The following is a 20,768-nucleotide window of genomic DNA, read 5'->3' on the forward strand; positions in this document are numbered from 1 at the left end:
TCACGCCGGCTGGTCGGACAGCCATTGGGCGTAGGTCGCGCCGCCCCGGATCGCCTGGGGTCCGGGCAGATTGGATCCTTCGGCGAAGCGTCGCATCGTGCCACCCACGGCCGGCAGCCGCAGCACCCGTGGTGCGCGGCGCCCTTCGATGTGGGCGGTGAGCACCGCGAGCTCACGGCCGGTCAGGATTTCCGGGCCGGCATACTCGACGCTCGCCTGCGACGGTTTCTCCTCCAGCGCGCGGTCGACCAATTGCATTGCCAGCCAAGCGGATTCGATCGGCGCGAAGCGTAGGCCGCGCAGTCCCACGCCGAACCCGGCGACCTGGCCGCCGATGAGTCGGTGCACCAGCTCGTGCACCTGGGTGGCACGCACGATGACGTGGCTGCGACCCGATCCGATGACCACGGTCTCCGCGGCTGCCTTCGCCCGGTAGTAGGGCAGTGGGTTCTCCCAGCAGCCGACGATCGACACGTGGATCAACCGGGCGGTGGGGTTGTGCTCGGCCAGTACGTTGCACAGGCGCTCGGTGCCGTCGACGTCGACGTCCTGGGCGTGTGCGGCGTTGCTGGCGCAGTGGATCACCGATTGCACACCGTCGACCGCCTCGTCTAGTCCGGAGCCGGTGGCGAGGTCGCCCTCGATCTCCTGTGCGTCCGTGTTCGTTTGACCCGTCATACGAGTCAAAACCCTTGCCGGAGCGCCGGATCGGAGCAACTCCGCCACGACCTGGGAACCGATGGTGCCGGTGCCGCCGGTCACCAGCACGGGTAGCCGGGCGACGCCGGGCAGGCCGGGGACGAGCGGCGGCGGATCAGTGGCCTGTGACATCAGTCCTCCAGATCGTCGGGGTGTATGCCGATGACGTGGGCGACCTGCTCGGCGAGCACATCCCACACGAGGTCGCTCAGGTCCGCGTCCTCGGCGGCACGCGACTCGATCGGGCGTCGGTAGAGCACCACACGAGCGGCCCGCCCGCGTTGCTCGGGGTAGGCCCGACCGAGTGCGAGGTCGGCCTCCCAGGGCGGTGGGTCGGTCGAGGGCACGTCCTCCACCGCGAACTCGATCCCGTCGAGGCTGCGCTTGAGGCGTCGTTCGAGGTTCTCCACCCCGTCGAGTACGAGCTCGTCGAACTGCGCCGATCGGCTGCGCATGGCAGGGACCGGTGGCCAGGCCAGCGGACCACGGAAGCCGCGGCCGTGTCGATCGGTCGTCATACGTCGACTCTAGCCAGCACAACGGGATTCGCCACGGACGCCCGGCCCGGCAGGGCGATCCCGGAGCAGGCGGCGTGCCGGGGACCCACGACCGGTCCCGGTGTCCTAGAGTCGAGCATCGTGACTGGTCCGAGTGTGAAGCGCCTGTGTTCCCGCACCGCATGCAAGTCTGCGGCGGTGGCGACCCTCACCTACGTGCACGCGGACCAGACCGTGGTGCTCGGGCCGTTGGCGACCTACGCGGAGCCGCACACCTACGACTTGTGCGCCGATCACACGACCCGGATGACCGCGCCCCGCGGGTGGGACGTGGTGCGGCTCGCGATCGACCTCACCGAGCCGGAGCCGACACCCGACGACCTGCTCGCGCTGGCCGACGCCGTGCGTGCCGCGGCGGCCCCACCACCGATGGCCGAGCAGCCGCCGAAGGAGGGCGGCCGCCCGGTGCTGACCGTGCTGCCCGGCCTGGATTCGTCCCGGTAGGCTCACCCTTTGTGACCGTGCCCCGACTCGCCGACTTCTGCAAGGCGTATGACGTTCGAGGCCTCGTGCCCGAGCAACTCAACGATGACGTGGCCGCCGCGATCGGTGCGGCCTTCGCGCGTGTCGTCGCTCGCCCCGACGGCGCCTCGGCGATCGTCGTGGGTCACGACATGCGCCCGAGCTCGCCCACACTGACCGACGCGTTCGCGCGTGGTGCCGCCTCGGTGGGGTTGGACGTCATACAGATAGGCCTCTGCTCGACCGACGGCCTCTATTACGCCAGCGGTGCCCTCGACCTGCCGGGTGCGATGTTCACCGCCAGCCACAACCCTGCGCAGTACAACGGCATCAAGCTCTGCCGTTCCGCTGCGCGTCCGGTGAGTCGTGAGACCGGCCTCGGCGAGATCACCGCCATGGCTCAGGGATGGCTGGACGACCCGTCGACCGCACCGAGCGGGGAGTCGACCGGTGGGATCACCGCGCGCGATCTGCTCGCCGACTACGCGGTGTTCCTGCGCGGCCTTGTCGACCTGTCCGGCAGCCGCCCGCTCAAGGTCGTGGTCGATGCCGGCAACGGGATGGGCGGCCACACCGTGCCGGCCGTGCTGGGCACCGGCGCCGGGCTGCCGGCGCTACCGCTCGACGTCGTGCCGCTCTACTTCGAGCTGGACGGGACGTTCCCCAACCATGAGGCCAACCCGCTGGAGCCGGAGAACCTCCGTGACCTGCAACGAGCCGTCGTCGAGCACGGTGCCGACGCAGGCTTGGCCTTCGACGGGGACGCCGACCGCTGCTTCGTCGTCGACGAGCAGGGTGCGCCGGTGAGTCCCTCCGCCGTGACAGCGCTCGTGGCAGCGCGGGAGATCGCCAAGGCCGGTGCCGGTTCGCGCGTCGTGCACAACCTGATCTCGTCCCGCGCGGTCCCGGAGATCATCGCCGAGCAGGGTGGCGAGCCGGTGCGGACAAGGGTCGGCCACTCCTTCATCAAGGCCGAAATGGCCTCGCACCAGGCGATTTTCGGTGGCGAGCATTCCGCGCACTACTACTTCCGCGACTTCTGGTACGCAGACACCGGGATGCTGGCCGCGATGCACGTGTTGGCCGCGCTCGGTGAGCAGGAGCAGCCCCTGTCGGCGCTGGCCGCGTCGTACAGCCGGTATGTCGCCTCCGGTGAGATCAACTCCCGGGTGACCGACGGCGCTGCGGCGACCGCGCGGGTGAGCGACTGGGCACGTGAGCAGGGCGGCGCGGACGAGGACACGCTCGACGGACTGACCATCACGCACCTCGCGGAGCCGATGTGGTGGCTGAACGTGCGCGCCAGCAACACCGAGCCGCTGCTTCGGCTCAACGTCGAGGCCGCGGATCGTGCGACGATGGAACGCGTGCGTGACAGCGCCCTTCAGCAGATCCGTGAGGAGATTCAGGCATGAGCACGACCATTGACCCCTGGTTGCGGGAGATCCTGCGCTGCCCGGTCGGCCTGCACGAGCTGGTGGACGGCACCGGTCCGGACGGCAAGCCCGAGTTGCAGTGCAGCACGGACTGTGGCGCACCCGGACAACGGCGCGGATACCGCATCGACGACGGCGTCCCGGTCCTGCTGGCCGACGAGTCCCGCGTGTTCACAGCCTGATTCGTAGCCTGCGATGCCCTACCTGGATGAGACCGGACTCGACGATCCCGACGAGTTGGCTCGCCGGGACTCACGCGCGACCCTGCGTGCACTCGCAACCGCCGGAGCACAGGTCCGTGAAGCGGTGACCCTCTCCACCGAGGCCGGCGTCGATCGCGTCGCCTATGGAGAACGACCCAGGTCAGTGGTCGTCGCCGCGCTCGGTGGCAGTGCCGTCGTCGCGGACGTGCTGGAGATGCTGGCCGAGCCCTCGTCACCGGTGCCGGTCACGGTCCGTCGCAATCTGCCGTTGCCGGGCTGGGTCGGTCCGCTCGACCTGGTCATCGCGGTGTCGCTGTCGGGGCGGGCCGACGGTCCTGTTGCGGTCGCCCGCGAGGCCGCGCGGCGTGGGGCGGCCCTGCTCACAGTGGGCGCCGAGGACTCGCCGCTGGCGGAGATCAGCCATCGCGCCCGAGGCGTGCACATCGGCGTCGGTCGCGGTCGCGCCTCGTCGCGTACCTCGCTGTGGTCCTTGCTCACCCCGGTGCTGATGGCCGGGCACGTGCTCGGTCTCGTCGACGTGCCGGAGTCGGTGCTGCCCGAGGTCGCCACGCGACTGGACGAGCAGGCCGAGGCCTGTCGACCCTCGTCCGAATCGTTCGTCAATCCGGCCAAACTCATCGCGGTGCAGTTGGCCGAGACCGTGCCGGTCGTGCTCGGTGACGGTGCCTTGGCCGGAGTGGCGGCCCGGCGCGCGGCCGCGATGCTCGCACAGACGGCGCGGATGCCGGCGACGTGGGGAGAGCTGCCGGACGCCGCGTCACAGGTCGTCGCGTGCTTCGACGGCCCGTTCACCGCAGGCGGTGGCACCGGGGCGGCGACAGCGCGTCAGGCGGACATCTTCGCCGACCCGTTCCTCGACGCACCCGCGCAACCGAAGCTCGGGCTGATGATGTTGCGCGACGCTCCGCTGCAGCCCAAGACCCAGGAGAGTGACGTGGCGGCGGCACTGACCGATGCGGTCCTCGGCACCGCACGATCCGCGGGTGCGAAGGTGATCGAATCCGTTGCTGCGCCAGGACATTCGGTGGTCAGGCTGGCCGAGCTGATGGCGCTGACCGACTTCGCCGCGACCTATCTGGCGCTCGGCTTCGGACTCGACCCGGCCGTGTCACCGCACGTCGCGGATCTGCGCGACCGCACATCCGATCAGTAGGTCGCCGTCCGTGGGCGGCGCACCATCACCAGGTCGGCCGCCGCGACCGCCAGCAGCACGACGGCGGTGATCACGAAGACCGACCGCAGGCCGAGATGCGCCCCGACATACCCGCCCATCAGCGGACCGGTCACCTGCCCGACATACTGCGCGGAGACCGACAGTCCGAGGACACGCCCGACGATCCGATCGGGCACCCGGTGGCGGATCGCCGCGGTGATCGCCGGCATCAGCCCACCGAGAGCGGCACCCATCAGCAGTCGCAGGATCGCCAGCACCAGGACGTTCGGAGCAGCGGACTGGGCGAACAGCAGGAGGCCTGCCGCCGCGAGGCAGCCGATGATCACGGTGAGGTGACCGATGCGGTCGGCCACCCGGCCGAGCCGCGGTGCGGAGGCGATGCTGCCGGCCGCCCCGAGCGCCATGATCACGCCGGCACCGAAGGACGCGCGATCCGAGCCGTTCGTCAGCTCCTGCACGAACACGGTGATGATCGGCTCCACCGACATGGTCGCGAAGAGCAGCAGACTGGACGTGACCAGCAGCATCGCCACCACGCCCGGCTGCGGTAGTTGGGACCAGGTGCCGTGGTGCTCGGTTGCTGTGCGTGCCGTGGGTTTCCGGTCCTCGTGCAGCAGCGTCGTGGTCGCTATGAACGCCAGGAAGATCAGCCCGCCCGCGACGAAGAACGTGGTGCGCACACCCACCAGCTCCGGTGCGAAACCGCCGAAGAGCGGACCGACGATGTTGCCCGCCATCACGCCACCGGACAGCACCCCGAGCGCCCACGCGCTGCGCTCCTTCGGTGTCTGCGCTGCGACGAGGATCGTGGAGCCGGACGCGTAGCCGCCGAGCAGACCGGTGAGCAGGCGGAGGCCGACGAGTTGCCAGACGTTCTGGGCGAGACCGATGCACGACATCACGATCGCCATACCGAGACTGGCGCGGATGAGCATCGACTTGCGCCCGAAACGATCCCCGAGAGTGCCCCACAGCGGAGCGGTCAGCGCGGCGGTGAAGAACGTCGCGCTGTACGCGATGCCCGACCAGCGCAACACCGAGTCCCGGTCGTGCACCCCGAGCTCTTCGACGAAGATCGGCAGGTAGGGGATGAGCATCGTCATTGCCACGATCGTCGTGAACGAACCGCCCACGCAGACAAAGAGATTGCGCCGCCAATGGGTGCTCTCCGTCATTACTGAATGATTGTCCCCGTATGCCTTCAGCATCAGGGGGCGTCCATAATCTGAACAGTGGTATCGCAATATGGACGCATGTTGGTCAGGTTACGGGCACCGAGCCCGCCGCCCGGCCGGGTCTCACTCCGCTCCATTCCGCTAGCGCTCCATTCCGCTGCATAGGCCCGACCGGACGACGAACTCGGCACCCCGTTGGTCTCACCTTGGTCTCGGGATGGGCTCGAAAATGGCTCGGCATACGCTTGTGTTGTGACGCATTTCGACCTGGCCATCATCGGCACCGGCTCCGGCAATTCACTCGTGACGCCCGACTTCGACGACAAGCGGGTGGCGGTCATCGAGGAGGGGCTCTTCGGCGGGACGTGCCTGAACGTCGGGTGCATCCCCACCAAGATGTTCGTGTATGCCGCGGAAGTGGCCGACACCATTCGCGAGTCCGGCCGGTATGGCGTGGACGCGACACTGGACGGTGTGCGCTGGCGCGACATACGGGACCGTGTCTTCGGGCGGATCGACCCGATCGAGGCCGGTGGTCGCGAATACCGAGAGAACGGCGCGAATACGACGGCCTACGAAGGGCATGCGGAGTTCGTCGGGCCGCGTGAGTTGCGGGTGCAGGTCGGTAGCCAGGTCCAGGAGGTGACCGCGGACCAGATCGTCATCGCTACGGGGGCGCATTCGGTGGTGCCCGAAGTGATTTCGGAGTCCGGGGTGCCGTTCCACACGAGCGACACGATCATGCGGATCGACCAACTCCCCTCCTCCATGGTCATTCTCGGCGGTGGCTTCATCGCGTCGGAGTTCGCGCACGTCTTCAGCGCGCTGGGAGTCCAGGTGCGCATCGTCAACCGCAGCGGGCGACTGCTGCGCAAGGAGGACGAGCAGATCAGCGAGGAGTTCACGCAACTCGCGATCCAGCAGTGGGACGTGCACCTGAACGCGACCGTCGTCGGCGCGAAGGAGTCCGACGAAGAGGTCGCGCTCGAGCTCGAGGCCGGTGAGGTAGTCAGCGGCGAGGTTCTGCTCGTCGCCACCGGGCGGGAGCCGAACACCCTCAGCTTGGGTCTCGAAAAGGCAGGGGTCGCAACGCATTCCGATGGCCGTGTGCGGGTCGACGAGTTCGGTCGGACCAACGTGGAGGGCGTCTGGTCACTGGGCGACGCGAGCTCGGCATACCAACTCAAGCACGTGGCCAACCACGAGGCGCGGATTGTCGCGCACAATCTCGTGCACCCCGACGACCTGCAGGCCTTCGATCACCGATTCGTGCCGTCCGCGGTGTTCACGCACCCGCAGATCGCCTCGGTCGGTATGACGGAAGCCGACGCCCGCGAGGCCGGCGTCGATGTCACCGTCAAGGTCCAGAAGTATGGCGACACGGCGTACGGCTGGGCGATGGAGGACACGACCAGCATCTTCAAGGTGATCGCCGACCGCCGTACGAAACTCATCGTGGGTGCGCACGTGATGGGCTCGATGGCCAGTTCGCTGATCCAGCCGATCATCCAGGCGATGAGCTTCGGGCAGACCGCTCCTGAGGTCGCGCGTGGGCAGTACTGGATCCATCCGGCGCTGGCCGAGGTCGTCGAGAACGCACTGCTCGGGCTCGAGTTCGACTGACGCACACGTCGGGGTGGCGGGTCGCTGGACGTTTCCTGCATAGACTTCGCGCATGGCAGGTGGACTGGTAGCGCTGCTCGACGACGTCGCGGCCCTCGCAAAGCTGGCTGCGGCATCGCTGGACGACGTCGGTGCGGCGACCGGCAAGGCCAGTGCGAAGGCGGTGGGTGTCGTCGTGGACGACACAGCCGTCACACCGCGGTATGTCGAGGGCCTGTCGGCCCAGCGTGAGCTGCCGATCATCAAGAAGATCGCGATCGGCTCGCTACGCAACAAGCTGCTGATCATCCTGCCGGTCGCGTTGATCCTCAGTCAGTTCGCAGAGTGGGCGCTGACGCCGATCCTGATGCTGGGCGGCGCCTACCTGTCGTTCGAGGGCGCCGAGAAGATCTGGGAAGCACTGTCCGGACACCACGAGGAGTCGGACGACGGGCCCAAGGACGAGAAGAAGGTCGTCGCCGGCGCCATACGCACCGACCTGATCCTGTCCGCCGAGATCATGGTCATCTCGCTCAACGAGGTCGATCACGAGCCGTTCCTGTTACGAGCGGCGATCCTGATCGTCGTCGCTGTCGTCATCACCGCGCTCGTGTATGGCGTGGTGGCGCTGATCGTCAAGATGGACGACATCGGGCTGGCGCTCGCGGACGGCGCGACGGGAGCGCGGGAGCGTTTCGGCCGTGGCCTGGTGACCGGCATGCCGAAGGTCATGGCGGTCCTGTCGACCGTCGGCATCGTGGCGATGCTGTGGGTCGGCGGGCACATCCTGTTGGGCGGCTTCGACGAGCTGGGTTGGCATGCGCCATACAGCGCGGTGCATCACCTGGAGCACGCGGTGCACGAGGCCACCGGTGCGCTCGGCTCGACGCTGGGTTGGGTTGTCAACACGTTCTTCTCGGCCGTGCTCGGTGCGATCGTCGGCGGGATCCTGGTGGCGGTCATGCACGTCATACCGAAGCGGAAGGTACGGCAGTCGCCAGCCGACACCCCAGCCTCGCCCAGTCAGTGATCGGGCTCGGCAGGTCGTCCAGGGCGAACCAGCCGACCTGGTCGATCTCGCCGTCATTCGGGTTCATCGGCTCCGGTCGGCCCTCGGCGAACACCGCACGGTAGAGGATCCGTATGCCGTGTCGCTCGATGCCATCACTGGATTCGTAGGTGTTGGAATGGATTCCGAGGACCTGGCCCAGCTCCGGGACGAGCCCGCTCTCCTCACGGCATTCGCGTATGGCGGCGCCGGCCGGCTCCTCGCCGAAGTCGACACCTCCGCCGGGCAGAGTCCACTTTCCCTGCGCTGGGCCGGCGGAGATCTGGTGCGAGAGCAGGATCGAGCCGTCGTGGATGCACACGGCATACGCGCCGACCCGTGTCGCGCGTGACTGCGTCGAATTCACCGTGGCGTCAGTAGGTGCCGGTTGTGCCGACGCGAATTCGCTGACGAACTCGACCTGCTCCGGAGTTTCGATCGCGCGGGTGTCGTAGCGGGCGCGCACCAGATCGATCGCCGTGTCGGGAGGCAGACCGTCGAGCACAGCGAGACACGCCAACGCGGTGCCCGTGCGACCGAGGCCACCGAGACAGGCGATCTCCACGCGTTCGTATGCCGCGCGCTGCCACGCGGTGGTGAGTGCTTCCCGCGCGGCGGTTGGATCGACCGGTAGCCCGAAGTCCGTCCACTCGATCCAGGTGTGGTGCCACGGCACGCCGTGCACCGACTCGGCCAGCAGGTAGAGCCCGAAGTCCGGATCGGGTGAGACCTCCGGGTGCGCGCTCAGCCCGCGGCCGCGAACCAGCCGCCCGGACGGCAATGCCAGGACGCGCGCGTCCTCGGGGCTCCAGTGGCTCATGTGTTCACCGTACGGCTCTGCCTGCTCACGCTGGTCGAGTGCCGGAGGAGCGAAGCGGGGGAGGTGTATCGAGACCAAGCGCGTCCGTCGCGAGGTTCGGCCCCGCACTGCGGTGGCCGAGAAGACGGGGCACGCGGGGGCGGCTCGGATCAGAGTCGCAGTCGGTAGATGTTGGTGTCGCGTTGCTCGAAACCGGCCCGCTGATAGAGCCGATTCGCTGCTTCCCGGCTGGGTCGCGAGGTGAGGTCGACGGTGCGCGCACCGAGCTCGCGAGCACGGTCGACCGCGGCCTCCACCAGCGCCATACCCGCGCCCGACCCACGCGCCGCCGCGGCGACCACGACATCTTCGATCCACGCCCGGATCCCGGTCGGGATCGGGAAAGTGGCCAGCGTCAACATCCCGATGACGTCATCGTCGCGTGCAGCGATGAACACATCGATGGCGTCGTGCGCCACCAGAGCCTCAAGTGCGTCATACCGCAACGATGGGGCGGAGGACGAGAGCTCAGCGACCAATTGAATTGCGGCCGAATGCAGTTCGGGCGTTACCTCACGGACGAGTACGACTTCGACACCACGTGGAGAGCTGACGTTCACGCTCCAAACGTATGGGACTGGAGCGTTTCGTGAGGCTTTGTTGATCAACGAGCCAGATCCCCGACAATGGCGACGTGGTTCGGCAATCGATGCATCTCCGCATCGATCTGTTGACGCGCCTCGGCGACCCGGTGTCGTTCGGCCGGCAACAGTCCCGAGGCGATGCGGAGGCAGCGATCGAGCCAATCGAGACTGATCCGCAGATCGTGAGCGAGCAGGGACGCGTCCGGCTCGAACGCCTCTCCGCCCTCCCGGAAGTAGGTGGCCAGGAAGTCGTCGACGATCACGGGGCTGGTCCAGTTCGCCAGGGACATCGCAGTACGCATCGCTTCTTCCGCTGGCAACCACGGTGCTGCGACGTCCCAATCCACCAGCCAGGTGGAGCCGTTGGCGAGCAGCAGGTTCTTCTGGTCGACGTCACCGTGCGACATGACCATGCGACCGTCCGGGCGTCGAACGAACCAACTCCGGATGGTCGCGACCTCGAGCGCGATCCGCTCCGCGTCGTGTGCGTATGGCGACGCCACCTGCTGTAGCTCTCCGATGAGATCCGGCCAGCCGTCGCAGGTTGCGGTCGTTGGGACGGGGAAGACGTCCTGACGGGTCGGCTCGACACCAAGGGCGTGCATGGTCGCCAGGTCCCGTGCTACCGCACGCACGATGGACGCATTGGCAGACCCGTCCGGGCACGGACGGGAGTCCTCGATCCATTCGTGTGCCCGGAAAGTCCGCCCGTCCAGGTCGACGACGGCGTCACCGGTGCCGGTCCGCAACAGGTTCGGGGAGCGCACGCCGGCGTCGACAGCGAACTGCTCGAAACGGATCGCCTCTTCGAGCCACTCACGCCACAACGGATCGCCCCACGGGTTGAGCAGTTCCTTGACGGCGTAGTGCCCGCGTGTCGTCCGCACCGACCAGACCCGGTTGGACCAGGCACGCCCAACCTCGGCAACGGCCACCACGTCGGCCGGGACACCGAACGTCGCGAGTAGCCGGTCGACTGTGCGCGGCGGGTCCATGCCCTCCTTTCTACTGTGGCCGGGCCCCCTCCGGTGGTGCCTCACCGACATCGGTCCACACCTCGGTCAGCTCGGCGATCAGTCCGTCGCGTTCGGTGACGAAGCTCGCGACCTGGAACTCCTGGGTTGCGCTGTCCGGCCCGCCGACGATGAGCGCACGGGCGACCGCGCGCTCACCGGACGCGACGACGTCGAGGACCTCGAGGCGTTGAAAGCCCGGATATTCGGCATTGAGCCGCACCCACTCGGGCCCGTTGAGTATCTCTGCGGTGTGCGCGTATCGGCATACGAAATCAGGGTGGAGCAGCTCACCCAGCGTGTCCCAGGAGCAGGCGCCGATCCGGCTGCACAAGTCTCGTAACAAGGTCTCCGCGGTTGCCATGAACCGACCCTAGGCGGCCGCACCGACACTCGCTTCTCCTCCATGAGACGGACCTATCCTGGGCGTATGTCGGTCCGGATCCCGTATGCACCCTTGCCGGTCGATCAGGCCGACGTGATCTACGAACATGGGCCGGACTCGATCCGTCGCGACGACGTTCCCCGAGGAATCACGACCGAGTTCACGATCGACGACAGCGCTATCTATCCGGGCACCGACCGCACGGTCTGGGTGCACCGCCCGTATGGCGCGTCGGGTAAACCGCTGCCGGTGATCGTCTTTCAGGACGGCTGGTGGTACCTCGATCCCGAGGACGACGTGCGGGCCGGCATCGTGCTCGACAATCTGATCCAGGACGGCGCCATACCGCCGATGATCGGCGTCTTCGTCGATCCGGGAGTGTTCACCGGAGTCGAAGACAGCCGGAACGCAAGAACCGGAACTTCGAGTACGACGCCTTCGACGATCGATATGCGACGTTCCTGCTCGACGAAGTGCTGCGACGGGTCGACGAGATCGCGCCGACGATCGATGACCCCGCATCGCGTGGCTTGTGCGGCGGGAGTAGCGGCGGCAACGGCAGCGTCACCGCGGCCTGGCACCGACCCGACGCGTTCCGGAAGGTCATCGCGTTGGTGTCCAGCTTCGCGCAGATCCCCGGCGGCAACCCTTATCCGCGACTGCTCGCGACCACACCACGCAAGCCGCTGCGGATCTTCCTGCAGGAGAGTCATCGTGACCTCGGCTGGGACGAAGCCGAGTACAACTGGTTGGCCGAAAACCTACGCACCGCAGCCGCACTCGCGGAGGCGGCATACGACTTCCGGCTGGTCCTCGGCGAGGGTGCGCACACCGGCAACCACGGCGGCGTGCTCCTGCCCGACGCGCTCCGGTGGCTCTGGCGGGACTAGCTAGCGGGGCAGTCCCGGCAACCAGTCAGGCGCACCCGCAATGAACTCGTCCCGCGACAGGTGACCGGCCCCAGCAGGTATGGCGCCCAACAGCGGCACCGCACCGGTCTCGCAGGCGTCCCGGTTACTCAGCTCCACCACCGAGGGATCGGCCGGCCAGGAACCCAGCACGAGCCCGAGCGTCCGAATCTCCCTGGAACGCAACGCTTCCAGCGTCAGCACAGTGTGGTTGAGCGTTCCCAACGCGGACCGAACCACCACCACGACCGGGGCGCCGAGCGCCTTCGCCAGGTCTGCGACGGTCTCGCCGTGCTCGGTGAGCTCGACGAGCAGCCCGCCCGCACCCTCGACGAGCACGACATCGCACGACCCTTCCAGACGGGCGACGCGTGAGAGGTGATCTTCGAGCATTGGGAGAGTGGTGGCCTCGAGTGCAGCCGCGGGCCGGGGCGCCATCGGGGCGACCAGCCGGACGCCGTCTTCGCCCCGCACACCGGTGAGCCGCTCGATCTCGGCGACATCGCCCGGCTCATCTCCACTGACACCGGTCTGGGTCGGCTTGTAGACGGCGACACGTTGACCGGTCGCCGTGAGCGCAGCCCCAATGGCAGCAGTGGCAATGGTTTTGCCGACATCGGTGTCGGTGCCCGTGACCACGATGGCGGTCACGTCGGCACGCGTTCAGTGCGTCGGGCGACCTTGCCGACCCGCTCGGCGGCCGAGTCGACGACGTCGAGCGTCAGGTCCGCTCGCGCCGTGATCCGCAATCGTGAGATTTCGTCCGGCACGCTCGGTGGCCGGAAGCAGCCCACCAGCACCCCCGCGGCCCGCAGTTCGTCGCGCGCGGCGACCGCCTCGAGCGGTCCGGGCATGGGCAGCGATTGGACCGCACCGGCGGCGGGGGAGATGCCGCACCGTTCGGCGATCACGCTCGCCCGCAGATGCACCGCGGCGGCCAGCTCGGGTTGCTCACCGATGAGGCGCACAGCTTCCCGTGCCGCTCCCGCCGCAGCCGGTGCCAGGCCGGTGTCGAAGATGAAGGACCGCGCAGTATTGACGAGGTGGTTGCGTACAGAGGCGGACGAGAGCACGGCACCGCCTTGCGCACCAAGCGATTTGGACAGAGTCGCGGTCACCACGAGGTCCGGCTGTCCGGCCAGCCCGAGGCCGTGCACGAGACCGCGTCCATCGCCCGCCACTCCGATCCCGTGCGCTTCGTCCACCAGCAGCAGCGCCCCGTGACTGCGGCAGACGGCATACAGCTCGGGGAGCGGAGCGGCATCGCCCAGCACCGAGTAGATGGACTCGACCGCGACCAGCACACGTACGCCGTCGAGCTCGCGCAATCGCGCGTCCAGGTCCGCAACGTCGTTGTGTGCGAACAGCACGTATGGCGACCGCGACATCCGCGCGGCATCGTGCAGCGACGCATGCGCGTGTGCATCGAGCAGGACGTGCGCTCCACGCCCGGCCAGCGAAGAGACGACGCCCAGATTGGCGGCATACCCGGTCGAAAACACCAGCGCAGCAGGCCAATCGGTGAGATCGCCAAGGGCCGATTCGAGTTCGCGGTGGATCGGCAGCGTGCCGGTGACGAGGCGGGAGGCCGCGGCCCCGGCGCCATACCGCTCCGTCGCGGCGACAGCGGCCGCGATGATCCGTGGGTCGCGGGAGAGTCCGAGGTAGTCGTTGGATGCCAGGTCGATCATCGTGTGGCTGCGCACGACCGGATCGGTGCGCTCGACACCCCGCTCCTGACGTAGCGCAGCGCGGTCCGCCAGCCAGCTGCTCCAGGTCATTGATGCACCTCCCGCACCGCCGCGACCATCCCTGCACAGATGGTCGCGATGTCGTCGTCAGTGGTGACGTATGGCGGCATCGTGTAGACCAGATCGCGAAACGGCCTGACCCACACGCCGTTTCGCACCGCAGCCGCAGTCACGGCCGGCACGTCCACGGCCCGGTCGAGCTGTATGACGCCAACCGCCCCCACCGTCCTGACCTCCCGGACGGACGCCAACTCGAGTGCCGGGGCCAGCCCGGCCCGCAGACCCGACGCCACCCGGGCGACGTTCACCGCCCACGAGTCGCCGAGCAGGTCCAGCGACGCCGAAGCCACCGCGCAGGCCAGCGGATTGGCCATGAAGGTCGGGCCGTGCAACAGCGCCCCGAAGGACGATCCGGTGATCGCAGCGCCGACCCGCGATGTCATCAGCACGGCCGCGAGGGACAGGTAACCACCGGTCAGCGCCTTGCCGACGCACATGACATCCGGAGTCACGCCGGCCCATTCGCACGCGAATAGCCTTCCGGTGCGGCCGAACCCGGTCGCGATCTCGTCCGCGATCAGCAGCAGCCCGTGCTCATCGGCGACTTCGCGCATGACCTGCACACAGCGTGGGTCGTAGGGGCGCATGCCGCCGGCACCCTGCAACACCGGCTCCACCACGATTGCCGCGAGCTCTCCGGCGTGCGTGGCGGCAAGGGACCGGAAGTCAGCGGTCCAGCGGTCCAGCGCCTCCTCGTCAGTGGTCCAGCGCCCGTCCGCATCCACCCGGGCCAGCGGCGGACGCGGCGCGAAGAGGTGCGAGGCGAGCACCCCTGGGAAGGCCGAGTGCATCCCGTCGACCGGGTCGCACACGCTCATCGCGGCGAAGGTGTCCCCGTGATAGCCGCCCCGGATCGTCAGAAACCGTTGCCGCTGCGGGGAACCCGTCGCGGCCTGGTACTGCAGCGCGAGCTTGAGCGCCACCTCCACGGAGACCGACCCGGAGTCGGCGTAGAACACGTGCGCCATTGGTCCCGGCGCCATTGCGACCAGTCGCTCCGCGAGCTCCACGGCCGGCTCGTGGGTCAACCCACCGAACATCACATGGCTGAAGTCGTCGATCTGCCGGTGCGCTGCCGCGTTGAGCGCCGGGTGCCCGTAGCCGTGCACCGCGCACCACCACGACGCCATCGCGTCGACGACCTCGGCGGACGATCCGTCCGGACAACTCAAGGACAGGCGCACCCCGGAAGCGCCCGAAACGGCATACGGCTCAGGGCCGTTCAGTGGTGCGTATGGATGCCACACCAAACCGCGGTCACGCGTGGCTACGTTCCCGCTGCCGCGGGTGTTCAGTGTCGGCGCCTCACGCATTCGGCTGGAGCTCGGTCCCGGCGCCCCGGCGGCGGGCGACTGGGTCGTGAGAAACGCCCTGGTCTCGATACGCGGCTCGTACCTCACCGCTACCCTTCGATACGTCCCGCTCGTGCCTCGCGGAACTACTCAGGACATCGCTCGACCCGCTGTCGGCCCCCAGGACCACGAAGCCGTTGTCCCGGATCAGCGCCAGGTCCTCCTCGGCCGCCTGCCCCTCGGAGGTCAGGTAGTCGCCCAGGAAGATGGAGTTCGCCAGGTGCAACGCCTGCGCCTGCAGCGACCGCAGGTGCATCTCCCGGCCGCCCGCGATGCGGATCTCCCTGTCCGGGCACACGATCCGGGCCATCGCGAGGATCTTCACGCACCGCATCGGGGTCAGCTCCCAGGTCCCCTCGAACGGCGTGCCGTCGAAGGGCATCAGGAAGTTCACCGGGATCGAGTCGGACCCGATGTCCCGCAGCGCGAAGAGCGCCTCGACCAGTTGTTCGTCGCTCTCACCGAGCCCTGCGATCAGCCCGGAGCAGGGGGAAAGGCCGGCCGACTTGGCCTGCTCGACGGTGTTCACGCGGTCGGCATACGAGTGGGTGGTGACGATCGAGTCGTGATGCGACTCGGCAGTGTTGATGTTGTGGTTGTACGCGTCCACACCCGCCTCGCGCAGCTTCTCCGCCTGCCCGTCCTTCAGCAGGCCGAGGCACGCGCAGACCTCCACGTCCGGATGCTCGTCCTTCAGCGCGGTCACCATGTTCGACACCCGGTCGACGTCCCGGTTCGTCGGCCCGCGACCGCTGCTGACCAGACACACCCGCGTGGCACCGCCGGCCAGACCGGCGGACGCCTGTGAGACGGCCTCCTCGGTCTTGAGCCACTTGTACTTCAGGATGTCGGCGTCCGAGCCCAGCGCCTGCGAGCAGTAGTGACAGTCCTCGGGGCACAGCCCGGACTTCAGGTTGACCAGGTAGTTGACCTTGACCGTGTTGCCGAAATGCTCCCGCCGCAACCGGGAGATCGAAGCGGTCAGCGCCAGCACCTCGTCGTCCGGTGCGCGCAGCACCGCGAGCGCGTCCTCGGGTGTTGCGCTGCCACCTGCGAGGATCTCGGTGACACGATGGTCGATGAGCGACATATCCTTGAACACCGTTCAAGTATGCCGCGACGACCGCGCCCATGGGATCCGGGAGGTGAGATCGGTGGCATTGACCCACGACGAGGTCATCGATACTGCGGTCGGCCTGCTGCGCAAGCACGGCCTGGCCGACCTCACGATGCGGCGCCTCGCCCGCGAGCTCGACGTGCAGCCGGGAGCCCTCTACTGGCACGTCGACAACAAGCAGACCCTGCTGGTCCGGGTGTCGGAGCGGATGCTCGCCGAGGTCACGACCGCGACCACCGGCGATCCGGTCGCCGACATCCGTCGACTCGCCGGGGACATGCGCAACGCGGTCCTCCCGGTGCCCGACGGCGCGGACGTCGTCGCCCTCAGCTACGCGCTCGATGCGGATTCGGTGCCCGCCTTCGTCCGGCTACGACACCTCGTCGGCGCACTCTGCGACTCACCGGCGCAGACGTCCGCGGCCACCGACCTGATCGTGCACCACGTGCTCGGCTCGATCGGCACGGAGCAGGACCGGCGGTCCGCCGACCTCCCCCTGCGCGGAGCCGCCGCGACGTTCGAACGAGGACTCGACCTCGCGCTGATCTCCATCACGCCCACCGCCGAACGAAGGAGCGCTCATGGCAGCTGACGAGATCGTCCCCGATAGCAAGGACTGGACCTGGGTCGTCGAACGCCCGTGCCCTGACTGCGGATTCGAAGCGGGTGCCATCTCCGGACACGCGCTCGGCGCGCAGATCCTGCGTGCCGTCGAGCCATGGCCGGACGTCCTTCGGCGCCCCGAGGTGCGCGAGCGGAAGCGCCCGGGCGTCTGGTCCGACCTCGAGTACGGCGCCCACGTGCGGGACGTCTGCGGAGTGTTCGAGGGTCGACTGCAACTGATGCTCCAACAGAACGACCCGCCGTTCGACAACTGGGACCAGGACGCCGCTGCGGTAGAGGGCGCGTATGCCGAGCAGTCCCCGCTCACGGTGGCCGCACAGATCGGGCCGGCGGCCGACGCGCTCGCGACGCGGTTCGACACCGTCCCCGACGACGCCTGGACACGCACCGGCCGCCGGTCCAACGGGTCGACCTTCACCGTGCTGACGCTCGGGCAGTACTGCCTGCACGACCTGATCCATCACGCGTATGACGTGGGCGCACCGCTGCAGTCCTAGTAGACTGCCGGCACCGGCGTGGGTGATGACCCTTGTGCAGCAACAGCCCAGAGGGGCGCGCCGGCTCGGACAGTTGACAGCAACGATTAAGGGGAACGGACACCCATGTCCTTCGACTTCAAGGTCAAAGATCTGAGCCTGCACGAGGCAGGACGTCATCAACTCCGTCTGGCCGAGCACGAGATGCCCGGCCTGATGGCCATCCGCGAGGAGTACGCCGCGAGCCAGCCGCTCAAGGGCGCCAAGATCACCGGTTCGCTGCATATGACCGTGCAGACCGCGGTGCTCATCGAGACCCTCACCGCGCTCGGTGCGCAGGTGCGCTGGTGCTCCTGCAACATCTTCTCCACCCAGGACGAGGCCGCGGCTGCGGTCGTCGTCGGCCCCGACGGCACCCCCGAGGACCCCAAGGGTGTCCCGGTGTTCGCCTGGAAGGGCGAGACGCTCGAGGAGTACTGGGACTGCACCGACCTCGCGCTGAGCTGGCCCGAGGGCGACGGCCCCAACATGATCCTGGACGACGGTGGCGACGCCACGATGCTCGTCCACAACGGTAAGGAGTGGGAGGCCGCCGGCCAGGTGCCGCCCACGACCGACGAGGACCCCGAGGAGTTCCAGGTCTTCAAGGCGCTGGTGCGTCGCACGCTCGAGCAGGACCCGCAGAAGTGGACCAAGGCCGCCGCCCAGATCAAGGGCGTCACCGAGGAGACCACCACCGGCGTGCACCGCCTCTACGAGCTCGCCAAGACCGGCGACCTGCTCTTCCCGGCGATCAACGTCAACGACTCGGTCACCAAGAGCAAGTTCGACAACAAGTACGGCTGCCGCCACTCCGTCCTCGATGGCCTCAACCGCGCCACCGACGTCCTCGTCGGCGGCAAGGTCGCCGTCGTCTGTGGGTATGGCGACGTCGGCAAGGGCTGCGCGTCGGCCCTCGCCGGTCAGGGCGCCCGGGTGATCGTCACCGAGATCGACCCGATCTGTGCCCTGCAGGCCGCGATGGAGGGCTTCCAGGTCGCGCGCCTGGAGGACGTCGTCGGTGAGGCCGACATCTTCGTCACCACCACCGGCAACTTCAACATCATCACTGCCGAGCACATGCAGCAGATGAAGAATAAGGCGATCGTGTCCAACATCGGGCACTTCGACAACGAACTCGACATGGCCGGCCTGGCCAAGATCAAGGGCATCACCAAGACCGAGATCAAGCCGCAGGTCCACGAGTGGACCTTCCCCGGTGGCAACTCGATCATCGTGCTGTCCGAGGGCCGCCTGATGAACCTCGGCAACGCCACCGGCCACCCGAGCTTCGTCATGTCCAACTCGTTCGCCAACCAGACGATCGCGCAGATCGAGCTGTTCACCAAGCCCGGCGAATACGACAAGCAGGTCTACGTGCTGCCCAAGCACCTTGACGAGAAGGTCGCCCGCCTGCACCTTGGTGCGCTCGGCGCCCAGCTCACCGAGCTGACCAAGGAGCAGGCCGAGTACATCGGCGTCGACGTGGCAGGCCCCTACAAGCCGGACCACTACCGCTACTGAGTCCTCTGGACTCGCTCCTCGCACGGCACCGGCCCGGCAACGAACAAGTTCGTTGCCGGGCCGGTGCCGTTGTGGTCGTCGTTCGTCGGGCGTCCGCTTGTCGTTCGCTTGCCTCCTCTCGCCGGTCGCCTCTATCGCCGAGAGGACAGGCAAATCCCGAGAGGACAGCCGAATCGGCGCTTTAGGACCCGGATTGCCTGTCCTGTGGGCGTTCGGGTGTCCTCTCGGTAAATGGGGGGACGTTGTGGTTGCGGGCGAAGACGTTCTCCGGGTCGTACTGCCGCTTCACCGCGACCAGCCGGTCGTAGGTCGCCGGTGGGTATGCCGCACGCAGGTCCTCGCCCGACCCCGAGCCCTGGAAATTCAGGTAGACACCACCGCCGTATGACGCGACGTCGGCCCATGCGGCCTGCAGCGCAGCCTCCGAACGGGCTGCGATGTCCGACGGAGCCATCGACATCGCAAGCACCATCACTTGAGCGTCTCGATGTGCGAAAGCCGTTGCATCGCATGGGACTTCACCGAACGCGCCACCGAGCGAACGGAAGATCACACTGGTCGACGCCGACGCCTGACGGAACCGCTCGACCGCCCCGATCGCGTCCTCGTGGAGGTTGTCCATCAGCACGTTGCGCGCGAACAACCGTAAGCCGGGCGGCAGCGGATGGCCCGGCTCGAGGACGTCGCCATACGCACGCTCCTCGATGCCTGCCCTGGTCACCGGAGCGATCCCGAGTAGCGGCTCGATCACCGAATCCGCAGCAGCCACACCGCAACCGGTCACACAGAACGTGACGGTCGCCGCGCCATCGGCCCCCGCCGGAGGCAGGATGAGAGCGCTCGTCAGCTCGACCGGCGCCTGCCGCATGGCGTCTCGCCAGCGCTGGATCAGCACCTCCGGATCGACCGGCCCGTAGACGATCTCCCCGAAGTGCACGCTGGGCACGTCGACGGCCACGAAGTCGAAATCGACCACCACCCCGAAGTTCCCCCCGCCGCCGCGCAAGGCCCAGAAGAGATCCGGGTTCCGTGTCTCGGACGCTGTCACGACGGAGCCGTCCGCGAGCACCACCCGTGCAGCGACCAGATTGTCGATGGCCAGCCCGTAGCGACGCACCATCCACCCGAAGCCACCACCCAGCGTCAGGCCGCCCACGCCGACCCCCGCGGTGTCACCGGAGGAGATCGCCCAGCCACGACGCCGCAGCACCTCGTCGACACGCCCCCAGGTCGCGCCGCCGCCGACGCGCACCAGCCGCCGATCCGCGTCGAGCACGACGACGTGATCCAGTCGTCCCAGGTCGATCACGACGCCACCGTCCGAGGTGCCGTGCCCGAGCAGCCCGTGGCCGCCCGATCGCACCGCGATCCGAAGGTCGTTGCGTCGTGCGTGTAGGACGGCGTCGGCCACTTCCGATCGCGTCTCCGGTCGCATGATCACCGCGGGTCGTCCCGTCGCGAACAGCACCTGCGCGGCGTCGTCATACCCGACGTCACCGGGTACCAGCGATTCGGGAAGTGTCGTCAGATTGAACACCATGACCTCTCCTTCGTGTGGACCTTCGGGTGAAAGCCGTTGCAACACAAGGCTGTCGACATTCGGCCCGTCGCACATCGCCCGACAGGAGTCACTTCGCGGTCCGTCGACCGACACTGCGGTCCGACTTTCGGACCCGACTACTGCGCCGGGAGTAGCGCC

The 20,768-nt window shown here is 68.0% G+C and carries 22 protein-coding genes; 10 read left to right on the forward strand and 12 right to left on the reverse strand.

Going from position 1 to position 20,768, the window contains the following annotated elements; genetic code table 11:
- A complete protein-coding gene (locus IEX71_RS16070) occupies window positions 1–831 on the reverse strand; it encodes an SDR family oxidoreductase (protein WP_188838065.1) in 831 nt (276 codons plus the stop codon).
- Entirely contained in the window at window positions 831–1,217 is a 387-nt protein-coding gene (locus tag IEX71_RS16075) for a metallopeptidase family protein (protein ID WP_188838066.1), read from the reverse strand. The genes IEX71_RS16070 and IEX71_RS16075 overlap by 1 nt, the downstream gene beginning before the upstream one ends.
- Window positions 1,218–1,394: 177 nt before the next feature.
- On the opposite strand from IEX71_RS16075, the gene IEX71_RS16080 reads away from it, so the two are divergent.
- From IEX71_RS16080 to IEX71_RS16095, 4 genes are read left to right on the forward strand one after another with little or no spacing between them, the layout of a single operon-like run.
- Window positions 1,395–1,700: a DUF3499 family protein gene (locus IEX71_RS16080; protein ID WP_373284653.1), complete on the forward strand. Its 306-nt coding sequence runs from the start codon at window positions 1,395–1,397 to the stop codon at window positions 1,698–1,700.
- Window positions 1,701–1,711: 11 nt separating this feature from the next.
- Entirely contained in the window at window positions 1,712–3,133 is a 1,422-nt protein-coding gene (locus tag IEX71_RS16085; RefSeq protein WP_188838067.1) for a phosphomannomutase/phosphoglucomutase, read from the forward strand.
- Complete coding sequence (locus IEX71_RS16090) at window positions 3,130–3,336, forward strand: Trm112 family protein (protein WP_188838068.1); 207 nt, start codon at window positions 3,130–3,132, stop codon at window positions 3,334–3,336. Before IEX71_RS16085 ends, IEX71_RS16090 begins: the two co-directional genes overlap by 4 nt.
- Window positions 3,337–3,349: 13 nt before the next feature.
- Window positions 3,350–4,531 carry an SIS domain-containing protein gene (locus tag IEX71_RS16095; protein ID WP_188838069.1) on the forward strand — a complete coding sequence of 394 codons (1,182 nt, stop codon included), beginning with the start codon at window positions 3,350–3,352 and terminating at the stop codon, window positions 4,529–4,531.
- Here the strand turns inward: IEX71_RS16095 and IEX71_RS16100 are convergent.
- Window positions 4,525–5,760 carry an MFS transporter gene (locus tag IEX71_RS16100; protein ID WP_188838070.1) on the reverse strand — a complete coding sequence of 412 codons (1,236 nt, stop codon included), beginning with the start codon at window positions 5,758–5,760 and terminating at the stop codon, window positions 4,525–4,527. The two genes, IEX71_RS16095 and IEX71_RS16100, sit on opposite strands and share 7 nt — an antisense overlap.
- Window positions 5,761–5,979: 219 nt before the next feature.
- Between IEX71_RS16100 and IEX71_RS16105 the strand changes: the two genes are divergently transcribed.
- Window positions 5,980–7,350 carry a mycothione reductase gene (locus IEX71_RS16105; protein ID WP_188838071.1) on the forward strand — a complete coding sequence of 457 codons (1,371 nt, stop codon included), beginning with the start codon at window positions 5,980–5,982 and terminating at the stop codon, window positions 7,348–7,350.
- A gap of 52 nt (window positions 7,351–7,402) precedes the next feature.
- The gene (locus tag IEX71_RS16110; protein ID WP_188838072.1) at window positions 7,403–8,359 is read left to right on the forward strand and encodes a DUF808 domain-containing protein; all 957 of its coding nucleotides are present in this window, start codon (window positions 7,403–7,405) and stop codon (window positions 8,357–8,359) included.
- Here IEX71_RS16110 and IEX71_RS16115 read toward each other — a convergent pair.
- From IEX71_RS16115 to IEX71_RS16130, 4 genes are all read right to left on the reverse strand, one after another.
- A complete protein-coding gene (locus tag IEX71_RS16115; RefSeq protein ID WP_188838073.1) occupies window positions 8,298–9,197 on the reverse strand; it encodes an NUDIX domain-containing protein in 900 nt (299 codons plus the stop codon). The two genes, IEX71_RS16110 and IEX71_RS16115, sit on opposite strands and share 62 nt — an antisense overlap.
- A 149-nt stretch (window positions 9,198–9,346) precedes the next feature.
- Window positions 9,347–9,796, reverse strand: coding sequence for a GNAT family N-acetyltransferase (locus IEX71_RS16120; protein WP_188838074.1), 450 nt, complete (start codon window positions 9,794–9,796; stop codon window positions 9,347–9,349).
- 44 nt (window positions 9,797–9,840) lie between these two features.
- Window positions 9,841–10,815, reverse strand: a complete 975-nt coding sequence (locus tag IEX71_RS16125; RefSeq protein ID WP_188838075.1) for a phosphotransferase — start codon at window positions 10,813–10,815, stop codon at window positions 9,841–9,843.
- Window positions 10,816–10,825: 10 nt separating this feature from the next.
- A complete protein-coding gene (locus IEX71_RS16130; protein WP_188838076.1) occupies window positions 10,826–11,197 on the reverse strand; it encodes a nuclear transport factor 2 family protein in 372 nt (123 codons plus the stop codon).
- A 293-nt stretch (window positions 11,198–11,490) separates the two neighbouring features.
- Between IEX71_RS16130 and IEX71_RS16135 the strand changes: the two genes are divergently transcribed.
- On the forward strand, window positions 11,491–12,108 hold the full coding sequence (locus IEX71_RS16135) for an alpha/beta hydrolase-fold protein (protein WP_268235964.1): 618 nt from the start codon (window positions 11,491–11,493) through the stop codon (window positions 12,106–12,108).
- Here the strand turns inward: IEX71_RS16135 and bioD are convergent, their stop codons facing one another.
- The 4 genes from bioD to bioB are packed head-to-tail and all read right to left on the reverse strand — an operon-like array spanning window position 12,109 to window position 16,379.
- Window positions 12,109–12,777: a dethiobiotin synthase gene (bioD, locus tag IEX71_RS16140; RefSeq protein ID WP_188838077.1), complete on the reverse strand. Its 669-nt coding sequence runs from the start codon at window positions 12,775–12,777 to the stop codon at window positions 12,109–12,111.
- Window positions 12,774–13,907: an 8-amino-7-oxononanoate synthase gene (locus IEX71_RS16145; RefSeq protein WP_188838078.1), complete on the reverse strand. Its 1,134-nt coding sequence runs from the start codon at window positions 13,905–13,907 to the stop codon at window positions 12,774–12,776. The genes bioD and IEX71_RS16145 overlap by 4 nt, the downstream gene beginning before the upstream one ends.
- Window positions 13,904–15,250, reverse strand: coding sequence for an adenosylmethionine--8-amino-7-oxononanoate transaminase (locus IEX71_RS16150; protein ID WP_188838079.1), 1,347 nt, complete (start codon window positions 15,248–15,250; stop codon window positions 13,904–13,906). Before IEX71_RS16150 ends, IEX71_RS16145 begins: the two co-directional genes overlap by 4 nt.
- Entirely contained in the window at window positions 15,243–16,379 is a 1,137-nt protein-coding gene (gene bioB, locus IEX71_RS16155; protein WP_188838488.1) for a biotin synthase BioB, read from the reverse strand. Before bioB ends, IEX71_RS16150 begins: the two co-directional genes overlap by 8 nt.
- 64 nt (window positions 16,380–16,443) lie before the next feature.
- Here bioB and IEX71_RS16160 point away from each other — a divergent pair, with 64 nt between their 5' ends.
- The 3 genes from IEX71_RS16160 to ahcY all read left to right on the forward strand — a co-directional run bounded on the left by IEX71_RS16160 (window position 16,444) and on the right by ahcY (window position 19,069).
- The gene (locus IEX71_RS16160) at window positions 16,444–16,998 is read left to right on the forward strand and encodes a TetR family transcriptional regulator (RefSeq protein ID WP_188838080.1); all 555 of its coding nucleotides are present in this window, start codon (window positions 16,444–16,446) and stop codon (window positions 16,996–16,998) included.
- Window positions 16,988–17,527: a DinB family protein gene (locus tag IEX71_RS16165; RefSeq protein WP_188838081.1), complete on the forward strand. Its 540-nt coding sequence runs from the start codon at window positions 16,988–16,990 to the stop codon at window positions 17,525–17,527. The genes IEX71_RS16160 and IEX71_RS16165 overlap by 11 nt, the downstream gene beginning before the upstream one ends.
- A 105-nt stretch (window positions 17,528–17,632) precedes the next feature.
- Window positions 17,633–19,069 (forward strand): adenosylhomocysteinase, encoded by a 1,437-nt coding sequence (gene ahcY / locus IEX71_RS16170; RefSeq protein WP_188838082.1) that lies wholly within the window; start codon window positions 17,633–17,635, stop codon window positions 19,067–19,069.
- A 181-nt stretch (window positions 19,070–19,250) separates the two neighbouring features.
- On the opposite strand, the gene IEX71_RS16175 is transcribed toward ahcY, so the two are convergent.
- A complete protein-coding gene (locus tag IEX71_RS16175) occupies window positions 19,251–20,609 on the reverse strand; it encodes an FAD-binding oxidoreductase (protein WP_188838083.1) in 1,359 nt (452 codons plus the stop codon).
- Window positions 20,610–20,768 lie beyond the last annotated feature (159 nt).

The organism is Flexivirga endophytica (genome assembly GCF_014640635.1).
Lineage (GTDB): Bacteria > Actinomycetota > Actinomycetes > Actinomycetales > Dermatophilaceae > Flexivirga > Flexivirga endophytica.

Excerpts from the sequence above, each read along its gene's own strand:
- IEX71_RS16090 (WP_188838068.1), top strand. The coding sequence starts at position 3,130 with ATGAGCACGACCATTGACCCCTGGTTGCGGGAGATCCTGCGCTGCCCG.
- IEX71_RS16100 (WP_188838070.1), bottom strand. The coding sequence starts at position 5,760 with ATGCTGAAGGCATACGGGGACAATCATTCAGTAATGACGGAGAGCACC.
- IEX71_RS16075 (WP_188838066.1), bottom strand. The coding sequence starts at position 1,217 with ATGACGACCGATCGACACGGCCGCGGCTTCCGTGGTCCGCTGGCCTGG.
- IEX71_RS16130 (WP_188838076.1), bottom strand. The coding sequence starts at position 11,197 with ATGGCAACCGCGGAGACCTTGTTACGAGACTTGTGCAGCCGGATCGGC.
- IEX71_RS16070 (WP_188838065.1), bottom strand. The coding sequence starts at position 831 with ATGTCACAGGCCACTGATCCGCCGCCGCTCGTCCCCGGCCTGCCCGGC.
- bioB (WP_188838488.1), bottom strand. The coding sequence starts at position 16,379 with ATGTCGCTCATCGACCATCGTGTCACCGAGATCCTCGCAGGTGGCAGC.
- IEX71_RS16125 (WP_188838075.1), bottom strand. The coding sequence starts at position 10,815 with ATGGACCCGCCGCGCACAGTCGACCGGCTACTCGCGACGTTCGGTGTC.
- IEX71_RS16110 (WP_188838072.1), top strand. The coding sequence starts at position 7,403 with ATGGCAGGTGGACTGGTAGCGCTGCTCGACGACGTCGCGGCCCTCGCA.
- IEX71_RS16175 (WP_188838083.1), bottom strand. The coding sequence starts at position 20,609 with ATGGTGTTCAATCTGACGACACTTCCCGAATCGCTGGTACCCGGTGAC.
- IEX71_RS16095 (WP_188838069.1), top strand. The coding sequence starts at position 3,350 with ATGCCCTACCTGGATGAGACCGGACTCGACGATCCCGACGAGTTGGCT.
- IEX71_RS16145 (WP_188838078.1), bottom strand. The coding sequence starts at position 13,907 with ATGACCTGGAGCAGCTGGCTGGCGGACCGCGCTGCGCTACGTCAGGAG.
- IEX71_RS16150 (WP_188838079.1), bottom strand. The coding sequence starts at position 15,250 with ATGCGTGAGGCGCCGACACTGAACACCCGCGGCAGCGGGAACGTAGCC.
- ahcY (WP_188838082.1), top strand. The coding sequence starts at position 17,633 with ATGTCCTTCGACTTCAAGGTCAAAGATCTGAGCCTGCACGAGGCAGGA.
- IEX71_RS16165 (WP_188838081.1), top strand. The coding sequence starts at position 16,988 with ATGGCAGCTGACGAGATCGTCCCCGATAGCAAGGACTGGACCTGGGTC.
- IEX71_RS16115 (WP_188838073.1), bottom strand. The coding sequence starts at position 9,197 with ATGAGCCACTGGAGCCCCGAGGACGCGCGCGTCCTGGCATTGCCGTCC.